Origin of the sequence: Bartonella sp. HY761 (genome assembly GCF_026743145.1) — a bacterium.
GTDB lineage: Bacteria > Pseudomonadota > Alphaproteobacteria > Rhizobiales > Rhizobiaceae > HY038.
The window spans coordinates 600581-624183 of record NZ_CP104887.1; the positions used below are offsets into that span (position 1 = coordinate 600581).

A 23603-nucleotide genomic window follows, 5' to 3' on the forward strand; every position below is an offset into this window, starting at 1 on the left:
CTTTTTTTGGGGAAGGTATCACCAATATCCCAAGAATTTCCACCATACTCCGCCGATTATTGCGAAAATGGCAAGATTTACTACCGCCATGATGAAGCCGACAGTCCACCAACGACTTAAAGTGACAAAACCTGAACCAAAGATAATCGGTGATGTGCCAGTGGCATAATGGGTAAGACACATCATGATTGCTGATGCCGCGGCCATTAACAGCATGAATAAATTGATATATTCTGCTGGGATAAGGTGCACGCCAACGGTTAAGAAAGCCAGCATCATGGCGCTGATATGGGCTGTTGTACTTGCAAATACATAGTGAGAAAACATAAAGGTAAGAATAAGGATCGCCATTGCGGCTGGCCAACTCATACCACTTGTTTCAATTGCAGTACGCAAGCCATCTGAAAACCATCCAACAACGCCAAGCTTATTAAGTTGACCGGCAAGCATTACGAGAGCGCCAAACCAAATCAATGTATCCCACGCGCTTTTTTCTTTTAAAACATCATCCCATGATAATGTGCCGCTTAGCAATAAAATTACTAAACCAACAAAAGCAACAGCAGTTGGATCAAAGAGGTAAGAATCGCCAAATATTGCGGCTGGAACGCCTGCCCATAATAAAAGCATAATTGCGAAAGTTATTAGCATCACAATCTCAGAGCTTTTAACTGATCCAAGTTTTGTAAGTTCGCCATGAGCAAAGGTAACGGCATTTGGTGTATGCTTTAATTCAGGCGGGGATATGAGATAAATTACAAATGGCATAGCGATCATTGCGATGAGGCCGGGTAAAAGCATGCATAATGCCCAACTGCTCCATGATAAGGATAGGCTACCACCGGTTGCTTGGCTAATATATTTTACCACAAGCGGATTGGGAGCTGTTGCTGTAATAAACATGGCTGAGCTGATTGGATTGGCATGATAATTTACCAAAGCAAGATATGTACCAACTTTGCCTTGCGTCGCTTTTTCAGGGCTTGAATCAAAGGCCGCAGCAATGGATCGCATGACAGGATGTATAATACCACCACCACGCGCCGTATTGCTTGGGGTAAAGGGTGCTAATAGCAATTCACAAAATGCAAGTCCATATCCAATGCCTAAAGTCCTCTTACCAATAAGGCGGATGAAATAATAGCCAATGCGGGCGCCAAGTCCCGTTTTGATTAAGCCACGTGACACCATGATTGAAACCACAATCAGCCAAATGAGGGGACTGTTAAAGGCAGCAAGGGCATCTGCAACAGCCTCTTTTGATGTGGGCGATGTAACCCTTGAAAGAACCACAACAGCTATTGTAATCATTGACATGACGCCAATAGGCATAACTTTTAAAATAATGCCTAATATTGCGGATACAAATATTGCAACAAAATGCCATGCATCATCGGTTAGTCCAGTTGGTGTGGGTGTAAAAATAAGCCCCCAATAGACCACAACACAAAAAAAACCGGGAATAACGCGGAATGGAACGAAGAGAGAAAATCTCTCATAAAGATTATAAAGTGACTTAAACATTAGGCCCTCTTACTAGGTGCCTCCCGAATAAATCCTATACCCTTTTATTGGAATAGCAAGAAATTATTCATATAAATATGTCGTTATTTTGACTTGTTAGGTCGTATTTTTTCAGCTTAAGATTGTGCCTTAATTGAAAGGAGTTTTAGGCAAGTTTTATGGATTTGATGACTTAAAATCACTGCCCTTTTTCCATATAGGATTTTACCGCTAGTTTTCGGCTAATAGTTTTAACATCGCTTCTTCACCATCTTTTTTGCGTATCAATGGGATAGAGCTACTTGTCTCATCATATAATTCTAGCGCATATGTTAAATTTTTATATAATAGGCTATTTCCATCAGTCTTATATTTCATAAGCTGTTGTTCTAAATACGGTTTTGAAATAATTTCAAAAAAGCTGTGATGTGCAAGCTGATGTAAATAGATAAGCGCAATATCGGTATCGGATAGGCCTTCTGGCAGGTTTATAGGTGAATCTTCACCAAGGCCAAATAACCACCATGCTGACAGCGGGTCATCGATAAAGTCAGCAAAAAAACAATCAATTCTTTCGTCACGCTGTTGAAATAGATAATTAAAAATTTCCCTAGGGGCAACACGCAAATAAATAAGGCATGCAACAATTGCTTTTAAGCTAAATGCTATTGGACGCATTGTAGTATAATCATTGGTTTTAAATTGGCCGATGGCAGGACCAAGCGGCGCAGGATCATTATGGGCAATGAAATTTAACAAACAACGGCAAAATAACTGGCGTAAGGCATCTTGTTCGCATTGGCGCCAAAAACTGACATTTTCACAAGCGAGTTTTTCAAAAACTTTAAAAGCAGAACCAACACGGTCATCAAGTATCAATTTTTCTAATATACGGGGCAGCCAGAATTTAAAGCTATTTATTCCGCCAACGCAGCTACTACATTCATAAACAAACAGACGGCAGGCTAAGTTATCAGCACAATCGGGATTATCAATGCTGTCTATTATTTGTGTAAGCATTTCATCTGAAACGCATGTGTCGCAATAATCCTCGCGCTTGCGGCAAGGTTGATAATGGCTAAAGGCTTGCTTAACGGCGTGCATGCAGTTTTCCGCCGAGGGCGGCGATAAATCTAATGGGTAAAAAAGGGTTTGTTTATTGTTCAATGTTTTGCTGCCTTTATGCTGGTATAGAAAGTTAACCTTGTTGAATTAATTTTAAAATAGACTCTTCCCCGTTTTGTTGACTTATTAATTGAAGGCGTTTTTTTCTTTCATCATAATATCCAATTGCAAGCTCGAAGTTTTGTACCAAAAGTTGGTTTTTAGCTGTTTGGTATTTAATCAATTGTTGGGCTAAATAGTCCTTGGATACATGGTTTAAAACAGCTTGCATGGCATTTTGATCTAAAAATATATTGACCTTATCATAATTAGTTAAATTATCTGGTAATCCTTTCTCTAAATCACCAAGCCACCATGGTTCCATCTCAACAATGATGATGTGCGCTAAAAAATAATCAATCCGCTCATCGCAATGCGTAAAAACATAGGCAAAGATATCTTGCGGATTAACGCGTAAAGCAATGAGACTGCCGATAATGGCTTGCAAGGCAAAATTGGCCGGCCAAGCTTTGTCATAATCATTGGAGGCAAAATCAGGCAACTGGGGCCCTAAGGGTGCCGCATCTATGTGTTCAACCACGCCAATTAAAGACCGCGTAAAAACTTGTCTTAGTGCCTTTGTTTCGTGAGGAGGCCAAAAGCCGATATTTTGACTTTTGTATTTTTCAAAAACTTCAAAGGTAAAGTGTTTATTGGAATCTAAAATTGATGTTTCTAATGTGCGTGGTAGCCAGAATTTTAAATTATTAATCGTGCCGACACAATCAATATGTTGATGAAAAAAGAGTTCGTAAACCCAAGGTTTTGCAGTATTGGGGTGATCAATTGCATTTTGAAATTCAGGAAAGACTTCTTCAGCTATGCAAGAGTCACAAAAATCATGGCGTTCACGATAGGGCGCATATTGGCTAAAGCCTTGTTTAACGGCGTGCATGCAGCTTTCGGCCGAGGGCGGCGATAAATCCAATGGGTAAAAGACTTGCTGCATATTTGTTCCTTTGAAGATGATAAATAGTCAATTTAAGCGGATAAGTCTTTTTCACAAGGGAATTTTTGCAATAAGTGACGCAAAGTCCTTTCATCTGCGATTTGGTCTTTATCATCTTGAATGATTTTTTGTTGTTCATATTGTTGCAGGGCATGTTTAATTTGACAACATAATATTTCGTCGCCTTTCGCCTTATATTTTTTTAACAGTTGCTGGAGATCATCGCTCGATATTAATTGAAATAGGCTTGCTCGCGCACGTTTACTTAATATTTCGGTCACATGTTTTAAGTCATCATTATTAATATAAATTTGCTTAGAAAACCTATCCAAGTGCTCCATGCTAAGCCAAGGGTAATTTATTTCGCTGCACAGGAAAAAATCAACGCGCGCATCATCATTGTTTAAAAGATATTTGAAAATATTTGTTGGTTCGACACGTAGATAGATTAAAGTCGCGATAATGATCACAAAAATATCGCTTATATGCAGTAAAGCTAAACGCCTATCATCTTGATTATCTAATAATTCGCCCTTTAGCGGCGAGGGGTCGCCAGTTTCAATCAAATTTATGAGGGCACGGCTAAATGTAAGGCGCAAAACCTCTTGTTCATGATCTGGCCAAGCTGAAAGGCCAAGATTTTGATATATTTCATGTATGCCGCTATATGGCATGTGTTGTAGCGATGTCAGCATATAGGTTTCAATGGTGCGCGGCAGCCAAAATTTGATGTTGTCCGCGCCGCCCATGCAGGTTGGGTTTTCCCAATAAACCCCGCAAAAGCTATCAACGGGTGCGGTATGGGGTGATTTACTCGCCTTGGCTATCGTTTCAATAAAATCATCACGTGTGCAAGTTGGGCAGTATTGTGCTCGTTCCACGGCAGGTTTGTAATCAGCAAAAGCCTCGTAAATTTTAAGCATACATTCATGAGCGTTTGGTGGTTGTATATCAAAGGTATAGAATAAAGATTTTGGCATTTTATTACGCCTACTATAATTAAAATATTTCATTATAATGCAGTATCTAACAGTTTGTGCAATAATAAACTATCATCATCTTCGTTTAAATCTTCATTATTAGATTTTTGACTATTATAGTCTTGCAAGGCATTTTCGATATATTGGCATAAAATTGTGTTACCTAATTTTTCATATTTATCCAATTTATCAAATAAGTCTTCAATGCAAATAGCATTAAAAAGGGCAGTGCGTGCCCGTCTGTTTAATAGCTTGGTTAAAAGTTTTAAATTGTCATTGTTATTGATTGTTTCAGCATTATAATAGGCTTCTTCATCGATGCTTAAAAAATCATCACTTATCTCTCGGCATAGGAAAAAATCAATATTTTCATTTTGATGGGCTTTTAAGTAAGCAAAAATGCCTTTTGGCTCAATACGCAAATAGATGAGCATGCCAATAATCATGGTAAAAATATCGGCATGTTGTTGCAATTCTTTGCATCTGTCGCGGCTTTTCGTTAATAATGTGCCGTTTAACGGTGCAGGGTTGCCGCTTTCAACAAAATTAATCAGTGCGCGGCAAAAAGTAAGCCGCAAAACCTCCTGCTCATCAAAAGGCCAGAGAGACAGTCCTATGCTTTGATAACGCTCAACTATGTTTGTAAAAATGCCATTATCGACTGGCGTTAATATATATGTTTCAACGGTGCGCGGCAGCCAAAATTTTATATTGCATATGCCACCCATACAATGGGGGCCTTCCCAATAAATCCCGCTAAAGCTACTTGCTGGTGCTTTACTGGGGGATTTGCATGCTTCAACGATAATTTCAACAAATTCGTCGCTTGCACAGGTTCGACAATAATTGCCGCGACCGCGCGCTGGTGGATAATGAGAAAAAATATTATAGACTGCGCTCATACAATCAATAGCGCTTGGCGGCTGCTCTTCAAAAATATAAAAGAGCTGCGGTTTTTTATTGCGGATTAGCTTTCGTGTCGATTTTTTCAAAATAGACATAGCTTAACATTACTCACTTATTCATTTTATTTTCGATTAATTACCATTGTGTTCCGACCTAGAGCTTATCAAAATACCATCTTTGTCAGTGGAGCACTGGCTAATTATCATTTGGGCGATATGGTTGATTGGTTTATTATGAGTATTATGGGGGGCAATGGCTAACCATGTCATATGTTTTATGATAGGTTTAAGTCCGTCAAATTCTAATAGTTTAAATTCGCCTGATTTTAGTTTTGGAGATAAAATTCGAATTGATTCAAGGCCAATACCCATTCCATTTTCAATAGCAGATACCAATTGCGATGCACGGTTAACCGTCATGGATTTTGTTATATTGATTGGTATATGGTTAAAACTTAACCATTCTTCCCAAGTTGTTCGGGCAAATTCATTGCGAATAAGTATAAACTGTTTAAAGTCTTCAATCGTTTTGATTTTATCATAGATATTTTGATGGCAGAACGGATAATAATAATCTGGTCCCAAATCTAAAGCGTGAGAAATGTGGGCTGCTTTTTCATCAAGAAAAACAGCTACATCGTAATTTTTTATGTCCAGAACGTCTTTTTCTTCATTGGTGATAAGCCGAATATCTTCGTAACCTTTTTCTAGTAGTTCAAGAATTATAGGCTGCATTAAAAAATTGGCAAAGCCCGGTGGACAAAAAAGAGTGATGAAGTGCTCTTTGTTGGTGATGTGATCTATGCCTTTTTCAATCTCTTGTAGCCCTGCGTTAACAAAGGATAATAAGGCCTGGCCTTTTGCAGTTAATTCAACACTGTTGGAATTGCGAATGAATAAACGCACTCCGAGCAAATCTTCTAGTTTTTTAGTTGATTGGCTAACAGCACTTGTTGTCAATAACAGTGCTTCACCAGCAAGCTTGAAAGACTGCAAACGTGCAGATATCGCGAAAATATTGAGTAAATTTAGAGGTATATTTTTCATTCTAGGTTAAATCCCACTAAATCAAGATTGAAATTTATTAAATTGATGGTCGAAAAAATATAGCTATATTGGAAATAGAAACGATTACCAAAATACCTCAATTTGCAGCAAAAAGAAATTACCTTAGCAATAACAAGCTGTTAAAATTGGTAAATGCCATTTAAATGGCGGTGCTTATTCCTATAGCAATTGACGGTGTTAGCTCTAATTAACTGAATGTCTAGTCTTTGCTATATGAACAATTAATTAGTGGTGTGATTAGTCGTATTTAATTGGATAAGTCAAATTCTGAATTGGAAAAATTATGACCAAAGCTATTTCTCAGTTTTCTACAGTTAATGCTTTAATGTCTGGACTATATGATGGTGTATTTTCTGCTGAAACTATTCTTAAAAGCGGCGATTTTGGACTAGGCTGCTCTCATGCGTTTGGAGGCGAAGTCATTATTATTGATGGAAAAATGATAGAAGCGCGTGGCGACGGCATCGTTCGTACCATGTCTTCAGCAGAAAAATTACCCTTTGCGCAAGTAACCAGTTTTAATGCGGAAAAAAACATATCTATAAAAAATGTTGCCAAAGAGCAATTGCATGATGTTTTATCGTCGTATACGAAATTTGATAATATATTTTTGGCGGTAAAATATAAAGGTAGTTTTGATAGAATTAAAATTCGCCGCCCTTTGGAGCAAAAAAAACCTTATAAATCTGTACTAGAAGTTGTGTCAGATCAAGTGGTTAATGAATTGAAAAATGTTTCTGGCACACTGATTGGCTTTTTTTCTCCAAGTTATTTTTCAACCATTTCTGTTTCGCAGTTTCATGTTCATTTCATTTCTGATGATGGGACAAAGGCTGGTCATGTAATGGATTTTGCCATGGCAGAAGGTAATCTAGAATTTGAGCGTAAATTGGGTTTAGATATTAAGTTGCCCGATAATCCTGAATTCTTAAAGCAAAATCTAGATATTGATGATATGGTTGAACTTATAAAGCACGTTGAAAATTAAATTTTAGTACAACATTTAAAAAGCCCCTTTTTTGAAAGGGGCTTTTTTTGTTATTATGGCTAGGTTCTTGAGTGGTAAGATGGGAAAGCACCAAGACTGCAATAATGACTTAAGCTGCTAGCCAAGATAATGGAATTTATTTTTTCAAATTTAAAGACAGCTAGAAAAACGTTAGCCTACTTGCATAAGGCCGCAAAAATCGTTTTTTACCTCCCTTTTAAATTTGGTTCTTTAATATGGTTGTTGGTAGGTTGAACAAGTCTCTTTCGATCAATACAGCTTAGATTTTTTGCTAGAAAAATCGAGCAAATTTCAACCCAATTATAATTAGCTATTTTGGGGCGATGCCTTAGCGCATTGTTGCCGAGCTATTGCGACGACAAAATCCATTATTGGCTTTGATTGTGGCAAATCGAGACATTTATGTTGCCATTATGTCACGATGGCTTTTTTTTGTTGAAATCTTGAAAAAAAATTTTTTTGGGAACCAAATTTAAAGTTGCGCGTTTAAGAAAAATTCGTGCCAATTTAGCTTTGTTTCATAATAAGAAAATAGTTTTCAAGTTAAATAATTTTAATGTTCTAATATTATTAATTAATTTTCCATATTATTTATAAATTTAAATGATATTTATGTATTGTTTTATATATTTATTGATTTTTAATCCCTTGGAGTTTTGATATCTAATTATCTATTTATTTATATATGTATTTATTTAACATTTTATTCTAATTGCCAATCCGTTTTTATTTTTATATTATATATTTATTATGTATTTGTATTATTATGCAATATTGCATGAAATATTAAATTATGTTAATGGAATATACACAGCTGTAACTTTATGAAAGTGAAGTTGTGCTCGCGGCTATGTTCGAGGTTTTCGGCGTTTTGCGAGTGTTGGAGTGTAAAGGATCACGCATTTGTGATTCAGCATGCTTAAGTGAGTCTAGTTCAAGTGTGTTCTTGGCGGAGTGTCTTGGGTTGCACTGACTTAATTTTATTTATGAGTTTCTGCGTAAGTACGTAGTTAAGAATTTTATATGTGTATCTACATTGGGTGGGTTAAATGACAAAAACTATTAAGAATAAAAATCCTTCTTTAGCAGTTGAAAATCGTCATCGTCGTCGCGAAGGCTTATTGTCTGGCGTTGCAGGTGTTGGTCTTGCAGCGGCAGCCGTGTTGTCTGTTGGTGCTGGATTTCTGAGCTCTACAGTTGAGGTGGCTCAAGGTGCTATCGTGATGACAGATTGGACGACTAGCTTTGGTGGTTCTGCCACTAAAGATAATAGTGCTCCTGTTCAGGTGGGTACAAGTTCTTATAAGACTAGTACTACTAGAGGTTCGTCGGCTAGTAATAACGGTATTGCTATGGTTGGAGATGGTGACTGTGCTGTCTTTACAGGTGATGATACATATGGTGGTGTTTATGGTGTGGATGCCAATTATGGTGGCGGTATGTTGGGTTTTGGCTCTCAAACCACGCCAGCGGGCTATGGAGTAAATGCAAATGCTGGTTCAAATACTGCTTTAAATATTGGTGTGCAGGTTTGGTATAATGCTGGTACCGGTCAGAATTACAGTAATGGCCTAAATATGGGGCGGGTTGATCAGCAAGAAAATCAGACGCAAGCCTTTGGTGTTAATTCGTATGCTGTCGGTTGTAACGCGAAAGCTCGTGGTATTTCGTCAACTGCTCTTGGTAGTAATGTTCAAGCAAATGGTTCTGGCAGTGTTGCTATGGGGCAAAACGCCATAGCCGATGCTGGTGGTACTATAGCTATGGGTATTTCTGCAAAGGCTATGGCTGCAGATGCTATTGCTTTGGGTTCCCTCTCTAGTGCGACTGTTAGAAATACAATTGCGATTGGTGCAAATGCTCAGGCAACAGGTATTAGTGCGACAGCATTTGGTTCTACTGCAAACGGTAGTACTGATGCTGGCGTTTTAGCAAGTGGGGTTGGTGCAACTGCTATTGGTGGTAATACCACGAAAGGTGCGCAGGCAACCGGTGCAGATTCTGTCGCTATTGCGGGTCAATCCGTTGCAAGTGGTGTGTCATCCGTTGCTATTGGTTTAAGTTCAACTGCAAGTGGAGCTTCCGCTATTTCTGTTGGTAATGGTTCAACGGCAAGTGGTGCCTCATCTATTGCTATTGGTGTCGGAAACACTGTAAGTGGCGCAAAATCTGGTGCGATTGGTGATCCAACCACGATTACAGGCGATGGCTCTTACTCTTTAGGTAATGATAATACGATTGCTGGCGCTAATGCCGGTATTTTTGGTAATAATGGCAATATCGGTACAGCTGGCGCTGGCGCTCGTATCATTGGTAATAATGGTAGTGTCAATGTAGCTGATGGCTTTGTTCTTGGTAATTCAGCCTCTGTTACAGCTAGCGGTGGTGTTGCTATCGGCTCATCTTCTAAAGCCTCAACAGCTGCTGGCGGCATTGGTCTTGATCCTTTCACAAATAAGGCATCAGCTACAACTGGTGGTGCATGGGTTGCCACAAATGGTGCGGTAAGCGTTGGTGATGGTTCAACCGTTACTCGCCAAATTACTGGCCTTGCTGCTGGTACTGCTAGTACTGATGCGGTTAATGTTGCACAGCTTAGCAAATTACGTGATTATGCAGCTCAGGGCTGGAATTTAACTGCAGGCGGTGAAAATTCAACCAATGTTGGTGTAGCAGGCGCTATTGATCTAAGTGCAGGTAGTACGAATTTGCTTGTATCAAAAGGTGCAGATAATAATAATGTAACTTTTGACCTTGCTAAAGATATCAATATTACAAGTGTTACGACTGGCAATTCTAAGTTAACAACAAGTGGTCTTGCTATCACGGTTGGTTCTGGTGCAACGGCAGGCACAACAAGTTTGACTGGTACTGGTCTTTCAATCGCCAATGGCCCGTCTATTACAACGACTGGTATTGATGGTGCAGGCAAATCTGCAACCAATCTTGCAAATGCAACTTTGTCTGCAACGTCAACTGATGCAGTGACTGGTCAGCAACTTTTTGCAACCAATACCACAGCAACCACCAATGCTTCACGCATTAGTAGTTATTTGGGTGGCGGTGCTAATGTTGGTGCTGGTACTGCGCCTACTTATTCCATTCAAGGTGCGAATAAGAGCAGTGTGGGCGATGCATTTGCATCAGTTGATAGTGCACTTGATAATCTTAATCTTAATGCGCTACAATGGAATTCAAGCTTATCAGCCTTTGACGCAAGTTATGATAAGGATGGTACAGGTACAAAGACTGCTCAAAAAATCACTAATGTTGCTGATGGTGAGCTTTCGACTACATCAAAAGACGCTGTTAACGGTTCGCAGTTAAATACTACTAATACGAATGTATCTACTCTTGATACTAAGGTTGGTACGTATGCAACTCGTACCAATACCTTCCTTGGTGGTGGTGCAGATATTGCAAATAATAAAGCACCAAGCTATTCAATTCAGGGTACATCTAAGACCAGTGTTGGTGATGCTTTCTCAGCTGTTGATACAGCAATTACAACAAACAAAACAAATATTGCCACCAACGCTAGTAATATTTCTAACTTGCAAAGAGATGCTCTGCAGTGGAATTCAACCACAAAAGCATTTGATGCTAGCTATGATTCAGCTGGTACAGGCACAAAAACAACTCAAAAAATTACCAATGTTGCGAATGGTACCAGTGCCAATGATGCGGTTAATTATAGCCAGTTGCAGGCCGTTCAGTCTGGTTCTGCTTGGAATGTGTCCGCTAATGGCGATGCAACCGGCAAAACATCTGTTGGCGGCGGCGCAACTGTAGATTTCAGTGCAGGAAGCACAAATTTAACTGTTGCTAAAAGCGGCACAAATCTTTCATTTGATTTGGCTAAAGATATTAGCATTGATAGCGTAACTACTGGTAACACAAAGGTTTCAACCAGTGGTGTTGCGATTGCAGTTGGATCTGGTGCGACGGCTGGGACAACAAGCTTAACTGGAACGGGCTTAACCATTTCAGGTGGCCCAAGCATTACAACAACCGGTATTGATAATGCTGGTAAAAAAGCAACTAATCTTGCTGATGCAACATTGTCTGCAACTTCAACCGATGCAGTTACAGGTAAACAATTGTTTGCAACCAATGCAAATGTAACAACTGTTGATGGCCGCGTTACCACGCTTGATACAAAGGTTGGTACTTATGCAACGCGCGCTAGCACCTATTTGGGTGGTGGTGCAGATATTGCTGCTGGTACTGCACCAAGCTTTACAATTCAAAGTACAGCTTATGGCAATGTAGGTGCTGCTTTAGGAGCTGTTGATACAACATTGACAGGTCTTAAAACTGACGCTCTACAGTGGAATGCAACATCATCTGCTTATGATGCAAGTCATGGTACAACATCTGCGCAAAAAATTACCAATGTTGCTGATGGTACGTTATCTGCTACATCAAAGGATGCAGTTAACGGTTCGCAGCTTAATACAACAAATGCTAATGTAACTGCTGTTGATGGTCGCGTAACGACCGTTGATGGCCGTGTTAGCACGCTTGATACTAAGGTTGGTACTTATGCAACACGCGCTAGCACCTATCTTGGTGGTGGTGCAGATATTGCTGCAGGTACTGCGCCAACATTTGCTATTCAAGGCGCTAACTACAACAACGTAAATTCTGCTTTTGGTGCAGTTAACTCAACGTTGACTACGCAAAATACTAATATTTCTGCATTGCAAACTGATGCATTGCAATGGAATAGTGCTTCCCTTGCTTATGACGCAAGTCATGGTAGTGGTTCAGCTCAAAAAATCACCAATGTAGCAAATGGTACTGCTAGTTCAGATGCTGTTAACTATGGCCAGTTAACCAATGCGATTAATTCTTCTGCTTGGAGTTTGGCAGTTGGTAGTGAAGCAGGCACTGCTATTGGTAATGGTGCAACGGTTAAGTTGTTGGCTGGTAGTAGCAATCTAACAATTGCTCGTGCTGCTGGAACTAATGATATTACTTTTGATATCTCAAAGAACTTGAGCCTCACCAGTGTTACTGCAACTGGTGCTGTTACAGCAAATAGTCTTGTCGCTGGTAATTCAACTATTAATAATAATGGTTTAACTATCGCTAATGGTCCTAGTGTTACAGCAACTGGCATTGATGCAGCTTCATTGAAGGTTACTAATGTTGCTGCAGGTACATTATCTGCTGCTTCAAAAGATGCCGTCAATGGTTCTCAGCTTTATACCACCAATACCAATGTGGCTTCGAATAAGACAGCTATTACTGATCTCCAAACCAATGCATTGCAATGGAATGGCACAGATTCCTTTGATGCAACACGTAATAGTGCTGCACAAAAGATTACAGGTGTTGCTGCAGGTACATTATCTGCAACTTCAACTGATGCTGTAAATGGTGCTCAGCTCAATGCAACCAACACCAATGTTTCAGCAAATAAGACAGCAATTAGCGGTCTTCAAACCAATGCATTGCAGTGGGATGGCACAAGTGCTTTTGACGCTACACGCAATAATGCATCACAAAAGATCACAGGTGTTGCTGCAGGTACCTTGTCTGCAACTTCAACTGATGCTGTAAATGGTGCTCAGCTTAATGCTACAAACGCCAATGTCACCACGAATAAGAACTCAATTACGGCTCTTCAAAGTGATGCATTGCAATGGAATGCAAATCTAAGTGCTTATGATGCAGGTCATGGTACAGGCACAGCGCAAAAAATCACTAATGTTGCTGATGGTACTTTATCAACTACATCTACAGATGCGGTGAATGGCAAACAGCTCAATACAACGAATACCAATGTAACCGCTGTTGGCAATCGCGTTACTGCGCTTGATACAAAAGTAGCTACACAGGCTAATAATGTAAGCACTTATCTTGGTGGTGGTGCTGATGTTGCTGCTGGTGTTGCACCTACTTATACCATCCAAAGCGCTTCTAAAACGAGCGTTGGTGATGCTTTCTCAGCCGTGGATACCGCACTTACTACCAATAAAAATGCAATAGCTACCAACAAAACAGCTATTACTAACTTGCAAACAGATGCTCTACAGTGGAATTCTGCTTCAGGTGCTTATGATGCAAGTCATGGTAGTGGTACAGCTCAAAAAATCACCAATGTTGCTGCTGGTACTTTGTCAACAACATCAACAGATGCTGTTAATGGTGCCCAGCTTAATGCAACCAATACCAATGTGACTGCCAACAAGACTGCAATTGCTGCAAGTAATGCTAATATTGCAAATCTTCAGGCAAATGCTTTGCAATGGAATGGTACAGATAGCTTTGATGCAAATCGTGGTGGTGCAGCTCAGAAAATCACTGGTGTTGCAGCAGGTACATTGTCAGCAACATCAACTGACGCAGTAAATGGTGCTCAACTTAATACAACTAACACCAATGTAACTGCTAATAAGACAGCAATTACAGCTAATACTAATGCAATTGGCGCTCTTCAAACCAACGCATTGCAATGGGATGGTACAGGTGCTTTCGATGCAACTCGTAACGGCGGTTCTCAGAAAATCACTGGCGTTGCAGCAGGCACATTGTCAGCAACTTCAACTGACGCAGTAAATGGTGCTCAGCTTAACGCTACTAATAATAATGTAACTGCAAACAAGACTGCAATTACTAGCCTACAAACAGATGCACTTCAATGGAACGCCGTTTCTGGTGCATATGATGCAAGCCATGGTAGTGGTACAGCACAAAAAATCACCAATGTTGCTGATGGTGCGTTATCAACTACATCAACTGATGCAGTTAACGGTAAGCAACTGAATGCAACCAACACCAATGTAACTGCTGTTGGTAACCGCGTTACTGCTCTTGATACCAAAGTTGGAACTTATGCTTCTAACGTCGATAGTTATCTTGGTGGTGGGGCTTCAGTTTCTGGCGGTACTGCGCCAAGCTTCACAATCCAGGGCGCAACTAAAAATAGCGTTGGCGATGCATTCACTTCTGTTGATACTGCTCTTACAACCAACAGAAATGCAATTAATGCAAATAAGACTGCAATCACAGGTCTTCAGACTGATGCACTTCAGTGGAATGCGACTTCTGGTGCTTATGATGCAAGTCATGGTACAACCTCAGCACAAAAAATTACTAATGTTGCAGCGGGTACTTTATCTACAACATCAACCGATGCTGTAAATGGTGCACAGCTTAACGCAACCAATGCAAATGTTACTGCAGTTGGTAACCGCGTAACTGATGTTGATACTCGTCTTGGTACAGCTGTTAGTAACGCCAATAAATATTTTGGTGGTTCTACAGATTTAGCTGCAGGTACTGCACCAAGCTTTACCATCCAAGGCAATGCAACCAACAACGTAACCTCTGCATTTGGTGCAGTTGATACAGCCTTGACAGGCCATGGCACATCAATTGCTGCGCTTCAAACCAATGCTCTTCAATGGAACCAAAATCTTGGTGCTTATGATGCAAGCCATGGTTCGAATGCACCGCAAAAAATTAGCAATGTAGCTAATGGTACTAACACCAATGATGCTGTTAATCTTGGTCAATTGAATGAGCAAATTGGTCAAACTGGTTGGAATCTTTCCGTAAATAATGCTAATTCGACAAAAATTGGCAAAGACGCTACGGTTGATCTAAAATCAGGCAGCAGCAATTTGACTATTGCTAAAGCAACAGGCAGCAATGACGTAACTTTTGATATTGCACGTAATCTTGATCTTGATAGTATCCAAGCTGGTAATGTTAAGCTTGATAATACTGGTCTTGTTATTACTGGTGGTGCAAGCGTTACCACAACTGGTGTTAATGCTGGTAATCAAAAAATTACCAATGTTGCACAAGGTACAGCTGCAACTGATGCAGTTAACTTTGGCCAATTGACAACAACCAATAATAATGTTGCAGCTAATACGACTGCGATTGCTGCCAATAAAACAGCAATTACAGCCAATACAACTGATATCACTGATCTTAAAACCAATGCATTGCAATGGAATGGTACAGATTCATTTGATGCAACACGTAATGGTGCTGCACAAAAGATTACTGGTGTAGCAGCAGGCACTGCAGCAAGTGATGCTGTAAACTTTGGTCAATTGACAACAACAAACAACAATGTTGCTGCCAATACCACTGCAATTACCACCAATAAGAATGCAATCGCTACCAACACAACTGATATTGCCGGTCTTAAAACCAATGCTCTACAATGGGATGGTTCTGGTACATTTGATGCAACACGTAATGGTGCTGCACAAAAAATTACTGGTGTAGCAAATGGCACTGCAGCAAGTGATGCGGTTAACTTTGGTCAGTTGACAACAACCAATACAAATGTTGCTGCTAATAAGACTGCAATTACTGCCAACACAACTGACATTGCTGGTCTTAAGACCAATGCGTTGCAATGGAATGGTGCAGATTCATTTGATGCAACACGTAATGGTGCTGCACAAAAGATTACTGGTGTAGCTGCAGGTACTGCTGCAAGTGATGCGGTTAACTTTGGTCAGTTGACAACAACCAACACCAATGTAACAAATGTTGGAAATCGCCTAACAACAGCTGTAAGCAATACCAATAAGTATTTTGGTGGTACAACAGATGTGGCTGGCGGCGTTGCCCCAAGCTTTGCTACTCAAAATGGCACTGCAAATAATGTAACCGACGCATTTAGTGCAGTTAACACCAGCATTACTGGTCAGGCTACATCAATTGCGGCTCTTCAAACCGACGCTCTACAGTGGAGTTCTTCACTTGGTGCGTATGATGCAAGTCATGGTGGTAATGCACCACAGCGCATTTCAAATGTTGCTGCTGGTACAAGTGCAACTGATGCAGCAAATGTGGGCCAGTTAACGACAGCTATCAGCTCAACCGGTTGGAACCTTTCTGCTAACGGTTCTAATGCAAGTAAAGTTGGTAATGGTGGTACTGTTGATCTTCGTGCAGGCAGCAGCAATCTTACCATTGCTAAGGCAACCGATAGCAGCACTGTAGCTTTTGACATTGCTAAAGATCTTGATCTTACAAGTGTTAAGACTGGTGACGCTACACTCAATACCAATGGTCTTACCATCACTGGTGGTCCAAGCGTAACCAAGACTGGCATTGATGCAGGCAATACAAAAGTAACTAATGTTGCTGCAGGTACTGCTGCTAGTGATGCGGTTAACTTTGGTCAGTTGACAACAACCAATACTAATGTTGCAGCTAATACGACAGCAATTGCCGCTAATAAAACAGCAATTGCAACCAACACCACTGATATTTCTGGTCTTAAAACCAATGCATTGCAATGGAATGGCACAGATGCATTTAATGCAACTCGTGATGGTACAGCGCAAAAGATCACTGGTGTAGCAGCAGGTACTGCAACAGGTGACGCAGTCAACTTTGATCAATTATCTGCAACCAATACCAATGTAGCAGCTAACAAGACAGCAATTGCTGCCAATAAGACAGCAATTAACGCCAATACATCAGATATTTCTGGTCTTAAAACCAATGCATTGCAATGGAATGGTACAGATTCATTTGATGCAACACGTGGTGGCGCTGCGCAAAAGATTACTGGTGTAGCAAACGGCACTGCTGCTAGTGACGCTGTAAACTTTGGTCAGTTGACAACAACCAACACCAATGTAACCAATGTTACAAATCGCCTAGCAACCGCAGTAAGCAACACCAATAAATATTTTGGTGGCACAACTGATGTTGCTGGTGGAGTTGCTCCAAGCTTTGCTACCCAAAACGGCACTGCAAATAACGTAACTGATGCATTTAGTGCAGTTAACACCAGTATTACTGGTCAGGCTACATCAATTGCAGCTCTGCAAACTGACGCTCTACAGTGGAATTCTTCACTTGGCGCTTATGACGCAAGTCATGGTTCTGGTACACAGAAGATTACCAATGTTGCAGCTGGTACCAATAACACCGATGCAGTTAACGTTGCACAGTTGAATGACAAGATCGGCCAAACTGGTTGGAACTTGACAGCAAATGGTGCAAATAGCAGCAAAATCGGTAATGGCGGTACTGTTGACCTACGTGCAGGCAGCACCAACTTGACTGTGTCAAAGACTGCGGACAGCAATGCTGTAAGCTTTGATATTGCTAAGGACCTTGATCTTACCAGTGTTAAAACTGGTGCAGCTACACTCAACAATGACGGTCTAACAATCGCCAATGGCCCAAGTGTAACAAGCACAGGTATCAATGCAGGTGCGAAGAAGGTAACCAATCTTGCTGATGGTGATGTAAGCACTACATCAACTGATGCAGTAACTGGTCGCCAGCTCAACACAACCAACACCAATGTAGCTGCTAATAAAACTGCAATCGCTGCTAACAAAACAGCAATTGAAGGCAATACAACAGCAATTACAGGTCTTCAGACCAATGCATTGCAATGGAATGGTACAGATTCATTTGATGCAACACGTGGTGGCGCTGCGCAGAAGATTACTGGTGTAGCTGCTGGTACTTTATCAGCAACATCTACTGATGCGGTGAACGGAGCTCAGCTCAATGCAACCAACACTAACGTTACCAATGTTCAAAATCGTGTAGCTGATGTTGATACCCGTCTTGGTACAGCAGTAAGCAACACCAATAAATATTTTGGTAGCACAACAGATGTAGCAGCAGGTACAGCACCAAGCTTTGCAACACAAAACGGTAGCGCAAATAATGTTGCGGATGCATTTAGTGCAGTTAACACCAGTATTACTGGTCAGGCTACATCAATTGCAGCTCTGCAAACTGACGCTCTACAGTGGAATTCTTCACTCGGTGCTTATGACGCAAGTCATGGTTCTGGTACACAGAAGATTACCAATGTTGCAGCTGGTACTAATAACACCGATGCAGTTAACGTTGCACAGTTGAATGACAAGATCGGCCAAACTGGTTGGAACTTGACAGCAAATGGTGCAAATAGCAGCAAAATCGGTAATGGCGGTACTGTTGACCTACGTGCAGGCAGCACCAACTTGACTGTGTCAAAGACTGCGGACAGCAATGCTGTAAGCTTTGATATTGCTAAGGACCTTGATCTTACCAGTGTTAAAACTGGTGCAGCTACACTCAACAATGACGGTCTAACAATCGCCAATGGCCCAAGTGTAACCAGCACAGGTATCAATGCAGGTGCGAAGAAGGTAACCAATCTTGCTGATGGTGATGTAAGCACTACATCAACTGATGCAGTAACTGGTCGCCAGCTCAACACAACCAACACCAATGTAGCTGCTAATAAAACTGCAATCGCTGCTAACAAAACAGCAATTGAAGGCAATACAACAGCAATTACAGGTCTTCAGACCAATGCATTGCAATGGAATGGTACAGATTCATTTGATGCAACACGTGGTGGTGCTGCGCAGAAGATTACTGGTGTAGCTGCTGGTACTTTATCAGGAACATCTACTGATGCGGTGAACGGAGCTCAACTCAATGCAACCAACACTAACGTTACCAATGTTCAAAATCGTGTAGCTGATGTTGATACCCGTCTTGGTACAGCAGTAAGTAACACCAATAAGTATTTTGGTGGCACAACAGATGTAGCAGCAGGTGTTGCACCAAGCTTCAAGGTTCAGGGTACTACTTATAGTGATGCTACCTCTGCCTTTGGTGGTGTTGATACTAGCCTAAACAGCATTAAGAATGATGTTGCAAGCATCAGCACTGATGCCTTGAAGTGGGATGCAACAACAAATGCATTTAACGCACAGCGTACCGATGCTGCAGGTAACACTTCTAACGGTAAAATCACCAATGTTGGCGATGCAACCTTGTCTGCAACATCTAGCGATGCGGTAACGGGTTCACAGCTTTTCGCAACCAATAAGGAAGTGACTGCTAATCAGGCACGTATCGCAAGTGTTGCTGATAAGACCAGCCTCTATCTTGGCGGCGGTGCAGACTTAGCAAGTGGTACAGCGCCGACCTATAATATCGGTAGCAACAGCTTTAACAATGTTGGTAGTGCATTGACTGCGGTTGATTCAACTTTAACTGGTCACGGCACAAGCATTGCAACCTTGCAGCGCGACGCCATGCAGTGGAATGATGGTCTAAACGCATTTAGTGCAAGCCGTAATGGTGCAGCACAACGTATTACCAATGTTGCGAATGGTACCGAAGCAACTGATGCAGTTAATAAGAGCCAATTGGATACAGCTGTAAGCAATTCTGGTTGGAACTTGTCAACAGATGGTAAAAACTCCACGAAAGTGGGTGCTGGTGACAGCGTTGACTTGAAGTCCGGCAGCAACATCAATGTAAGCAAATCGGCTAATGGTCGTGATGTGACATTTGATCTTGCCAAAGACATCACTGTTGATAGCGTAACTGCAACAGATGTAGCTGCAACCAATGTAACTGCAGATAGCATCAAAGCTGGTAATACAAGCATTGATACCAATGGTCTTACAATTGCCAATGGTCCAAGTGTAACAGCTTCAGGCATTAATGCGGCATCGAAGAAAGTTACAAATGTTGCTGATGCAACCTTGTCAGCTACTTCAAAAGACGCAGTTAATGGCTCACAGCTCTTCGCAACCAACAGCAATATTGACCAAGTTGCAGCAAATACCAGCAGCTATCTTGGTGGTGGTGCTGATGTGAAAACGGGTCAAGCACCTAGCTATTCAGTACAAGGCGGTACCTACGATAATGTTGGTTCAGCACTTGGTGGTGTAGATGCAGCCTTTAACAATGTTAACAGCCAGATCAGCACAATCAACAATAGTGCATTGATGTGGAGTGTTGGCGAGGGTGCATATGATGCGGCTCGTGATAAGGGTACAGGCACAAAGACCAATAGTAAGATTACACATCTTCAAGACGGTACTTTGTCAGCTGACTCTAGCGATGCTGTAACTGGTTCACAGCTCTGGAAAACTCAGCAAGATGTTAATGACACGAGCTTGCGTTTGACCAATATTGCAACCAACACCTCTAACTATCTTGGTGGTGGTGCCAATGTTCAAACTGGTGAAGCACCAACCTATAAGGTTCAGGGCGACACTTACCGCAATGTTGGTGATGCATTTAACGGTGTAGATACAAGCCTTACTAATGTTCAAAACCAGATCGCTAACGTCAATAAAGACGCTTTGATGTGGGATAGTTCATTAAGTGCCTACAATGCTGCCCGTCCTGATGCTACTGGTACTAGTGTTGCACGCCGTATTACTGGTGTTGCTGAAGGCAATGTTAATGCGTCTTCAACCGATGCAGTTAATGGCTCACAGCTTAATGCAACCAATTTGAATGTAGAAAGTGTTACAGACCGTGTTAATACAGTTGCACAAAATACCAATAAATATCTTGGTGGTGGTGCAGATGTAGCAAACGGCGTTGCACCAAGCTTCAATGTTCAAGGTACTAAATACAATAATGTTAGTGCAGCATTTGGTGGTGTTAATGCAAACTTGACTGATATTAAAGATCAGGTTGCAAGTATCAATACAGATGCCTTGAAGTGGGATAGTGACTTAAGTGCATTTAGCGCTGCCCATGATGATGGTACAGGTACGAAAGTTGCAAGTAAGATCACCAATGTTAAGTCAGGTCGTGTAGCTGCAGATTCAACTGATGCTGTAAATGGTTCGCAACTCTTTACAACAAACACCAATATTGCAGCGGTTAGAACGACTGTTAATGATCACGCAGAACGCGTAGCCACCTATCTTGGTGGTGGGGCTGACATTATCGGTGGCACTGCGCCTACCTATAATGTTCAGGGCCAAGCTTATCGTGATGTTGGCTCAGCATTTGGCGGCGTTAACTCCAATCTTACCGATATTAAGGGTCAGATTGCTGGTATTAATAACGACGCTCTTATGTGGGATGCTACATTGGGTGCATTCAGTGCAGCTCATGACAATGGTACTGGTACTAAAGTTGCAAGCAAGATCGCCAATGTTGCTGCAGGCGAAGTTAGTGCAACTTCGACGGATGCAATTAATGGCTCGCAGCTATTTACCACAAATACTCGTGTCACAACCATTGCTAATACTACATCTGCTGCTCTTGGTGGCGGTGCAGACTTGGCAAACGGTAAAGCACCTAGCTATCAGATTTCATCAATTGGCTCTGGTGCAACCACTCGTTCAGCTAGTGCATTTGGTATTGAAGCTTTTGCTGATGGTGACACTGTTACTAACTTTGATAATGTTGGCGATGCGCTTACTCAGCTCAACACCAATGTTAACACTGTTAACACCAAGGTTGAAAATGTTAAGGCAACAGTTACAGACCTTTCCAATAACGCATTGGTTTGGGATGAAACAGCTGGTGCATTTAGTGCAAACCATACCAAGGATGGCGTAACAACCAAGAGCAAAATTACCAATATCGCTGATGGTTCACTTACTGCCGGCTCTAGTGACGCTGTAACAGGGGGACAATTGTACTCCTCTAACAGCCAAATCGCTAGCTTCTTTGGTGGTGGTGCAGCCTTTACCAACGGTACTTGGACTGCTCCAACCTTCATCGTTAGCCAGGTGAGTGCAAATGGTACACAAACCAACGGTACCTATAGCAATGTTAATGATGCCTTTGGTGGTGTAAATAGCAGCATCAACAATGTTAACCAACGCGTGACTGATGTTCAGGACCAGATCAACAATATGGGCCCAGATGGAAATGCTCTTCGTTATGATGAGACAGCTGGTGGCTATAATGCTGGTGCAAAGAACAATCAGCCTAACAAGATTGTTAATGTTGCAGATGGTTCAATTGCACAAGGTTCGAAAGACGCAGTCAATGGTGGTCAGCTTTGGGATACAAACCAGAGGATCGATAGCATTCAAACCAATGTTAACGATGTTGCCAATAATTCTGTCATGTATGACAAGGATGCAAGCGGTAACAAGACCAACTCGATTAGTCTAAAGGGTGCTGATGCAAGCAAGCCAGTAACCATTAATAATGTTGCTGATGGCAAGATTGAAAAAGGTTCACAACAGGCAGTTAATGGTGGCCAGCTCTATGATTACACCAAAGAGCAAGCTCAAGTTACACTTAATGAATCGAAGGCTTACACTGATCAGCGTGTTGACAACATCGTACAAAATTCTGTAGAACAGTCTAACTACTATACAGATACGAAGTTCAACCAGCTTAACACTAGCATTACAAATGCACGTAAAGAAGCCCGTCGTGGCGCAGCAATCGGCCTTGCCGCTGCTAGCTTGCGTTATGATGATACACCAGGTAAATTCAGCGTAGCTACCGGTGGTGGCTTCTGGAAGAGCGAAGGTGCATTGGCATTCGGTGCGGGTTATACCTCTGAAACCGGTAAAGTGCGGTCTAATATTACCGCAACAACAGCTGGCGGCGATTGGGGTGTTGGTGCAGGTGTAAGCATAACCTTGAATTAATTATGGTTTTGAAAAAACTTAAATTTACAATAATCGCTCTCGCCTTCTCCCTAATGGGGGGAGGCGAAAGCTTTTCACAACAGCCAGAACAAAACTACTTTCCTCATCCGCCTGAGCTTTCAGTGCCCGATGGTGAACCTGGTCAGATTCGCCGTGCGATTATGCAATTTAATAATTGGACGCTTATCTGTGACGAGGACTTGCCTGCTAAAAAGCAGGTTTGCAATGTTACGCAATCAATTGTCGATCGCACAGGCAATGTGGTTTTTAGTTGGTCGCTAGCTGCGAGTGATAATGGGCAGCCGTTTTTTTTGCTTCGGGCATTGCCGACAGCTGATAAAACCAAGCCAATACAAATGTTCTTTCAAAATCGCAAGGAGCCAGTAAATATCGATTATGTTGATTGTAATGAATCGCTTTGTCTAGCACAGACGCGGGTTGGACCAGTGCTTAGCGCAGCAATTGATACAGGAGCGATGGCGTTTATTTCTTATCCGTTGCAAGATGGCAGTAATTTTCAATTTTATGCGCCATTGAAAGGCCTAAAAGAAGCAGTGCAATCGATAAAGTAGTTGTTGGATTACTTGTTAAATAAGTCTAAAAGCATATTGACATAAATACTTTTTGTCTATGGTTATTAGACATTGA

9 protein-coding genes are annotated in these 23603 nt (G+C 41.3%); 3 read left to right on the forward strand and 6 right to left on the reverse strand.

Translation table 11 applies throughout. From position 1 onward, the window contains the following. Window positions 1–18: 18 nt before the first annotated feature. From N6A79_RS02475 to N6A79_RS02500, 6 genes are all read right to left on the reverse strand, one after another. Window positions 19–1524, reverse strand: coding sequence for a DASS family sodium-coupled anion symporter (locus tag N6A79_RS02475; RefSeq protein ID WP_268546847.1), 1506 nt, complete (start codon window positions 1522–1524; stop codon window positions 19–21). 210 nt (window positions 1525–1734) lie between these two features. Next, entirely contained in the window at window positions 1735–2607 is an 873-nt protein-coding gene (locus N6A79_RS02480; protein WP_268546848.1) for a hypothetical protein, read from the reverse strand. Window positions 2608–2701: 94 nt separating this feature from the next. Then, window positions 2702–3616, reverse strand: a complete 915-nt coding sequence (locus N6A79_RS02485) for a hypothetical protein (RefSeq protein ID WP_268546849.1) — start codon at window positions 3614–3616, stop codon at window positions 2702–2704. Between the two features lie 32 nt (window positions 3617–3648). Then, window positions 3649–4596, reverse strand: a complete 948-nt coding sequence (locus N6A79_RS02490; RefSeq protein ID WP_268546850.1) for a hypothetical protein — start codon at window positions 4594–4596, stop codon at window positions 3649–3651. Window positions 4597–4628: 32 nt separating this feature from the next. Beyond that, complete coding sequence (locus tag N6A79_RS02495; protein ID WP_268546851.1) at window positions 4629–5597, reverse strand: hypothetical protein; 969 nt, start codon at window positions 5595–5597, stop codon at window positions 4629–4631. A 36-nt stretch (window positions 5598–5633) separates the two neighbouring features. Then, window positions 5634–6548, reverse strand: a complete 915-nt coding sequence (locus N6A79_RS02500) for a LysR family transcriptional regulator (RefSeq protein WP_268546852.1) — start codon at window positions 6546–6548, stop codon at window positions 5634–5636. Window positions 6549–6852: 304 nt separating this feature from the next. Between N6A79_RS02500 and budA the strand changes: the two genes are divergently transcribed. From budA to N6A79_RS02515, 3 genes are all read left to right on the forward strand, one after another. After that, window positions 6853–7557: an acetolactate decarboxylase gene (gene budA, locus N6A79_RS02505; protein ID WP_268546853.1), complete on the forward strand. Its 705-nt coding sequence runs from the start codon at window positions 6853–6855 to the stop codon at window positions 7555–7557. Between the two features lie 1070 nt (window positions 7558–8627). Then, window positions 8628–22955, forward strand: a complete 14328-nt coding sequence (locus N6A79_RS02510) for a YadA-like family protein (protein ID WP_268546854.1) — start codon at window positions 8628–8630, stop codon at window positions 22953–22955. A 2-nt stretch (window positions 22956–22957) separates the two neighbouring features. Beyond that, entirely contained in the window at window positions 22958–23527 is a 570-nt protein-coding gene (locus tag N6A79_RS02515; protein WP_182418754.1) for an invasion associated locus B family protein, read from the forward strand. Window positions 23528–23603 lie beyond the last annotated feature (76 nt).

Excerpts from the sequence above, each read along its gene's own strand:
- budA (WP_268546853.1), top strand. The coding sequence starts at position 6,853 with ATGACCAAAGCTATTTCTCAGTTTTCTACAGTTAATGCTTTAATGTCT.
- N6A79_RS02495 (WP_268546851.1), bottom strand. The coding sequence starts at position 5,597 with ATGTCTATTTTGAAAAAATCGACACGAAAGCTAATCCGCAATAAAAAA.
- N6A79_RS02480 (WP_268546848.1), bottom strand. The coding sequence starts at position 2,607 with ATGCACGCCGTTAAGCAAGCCTTTAGCCATTATCAACCTTGCCGCAAG.
- N6A79_RS02490 (WP_268546850.1), bottom strand. The coding sequence starts at position 4,596 with ATGCCAAAATCTTTATTCTATACCTTTGATATACAACCACCAAACGCT.
- N6A79_RS02485 (WP_268546849.1), bottom strand. The coding sequence starts at position 3,616 with ATGCAGCAAGTCTTTTACCCATTGGATTTATCGCCGCCCTCGGCCGAA.
- N6A79_RS02510 (WP_268546854.1), top strand. The coding sequence starts at position 8,628 with ATGACAAAAACTATTAAGAATAAAAATCCTTCTTTAGCAGTTGAAAAT.
- N6A79_RS02515 (WP_182418754.1), top strand. The coding sequence starts at position 22,958 with ATGGTTTTGAAAAAACTTAAATTTACAATAATCGCTCTCGCCTTCTCC.
- N6A79_RS02500 (WP_268546852.1), bottom strand. The coding sequence starts at position 6,548 with ATGAAAAATATACCTCTAAATTTACTCAATATTTTCGCGATATCTGCA.
- N6A79_RS02475 (WP_268546847.1), bottom strand. The coding sequence starts at position 1,524 with ATGTTTAAGTCACTTTATAATCTTTATGAGAGATTTTCTCTCTTCGTT.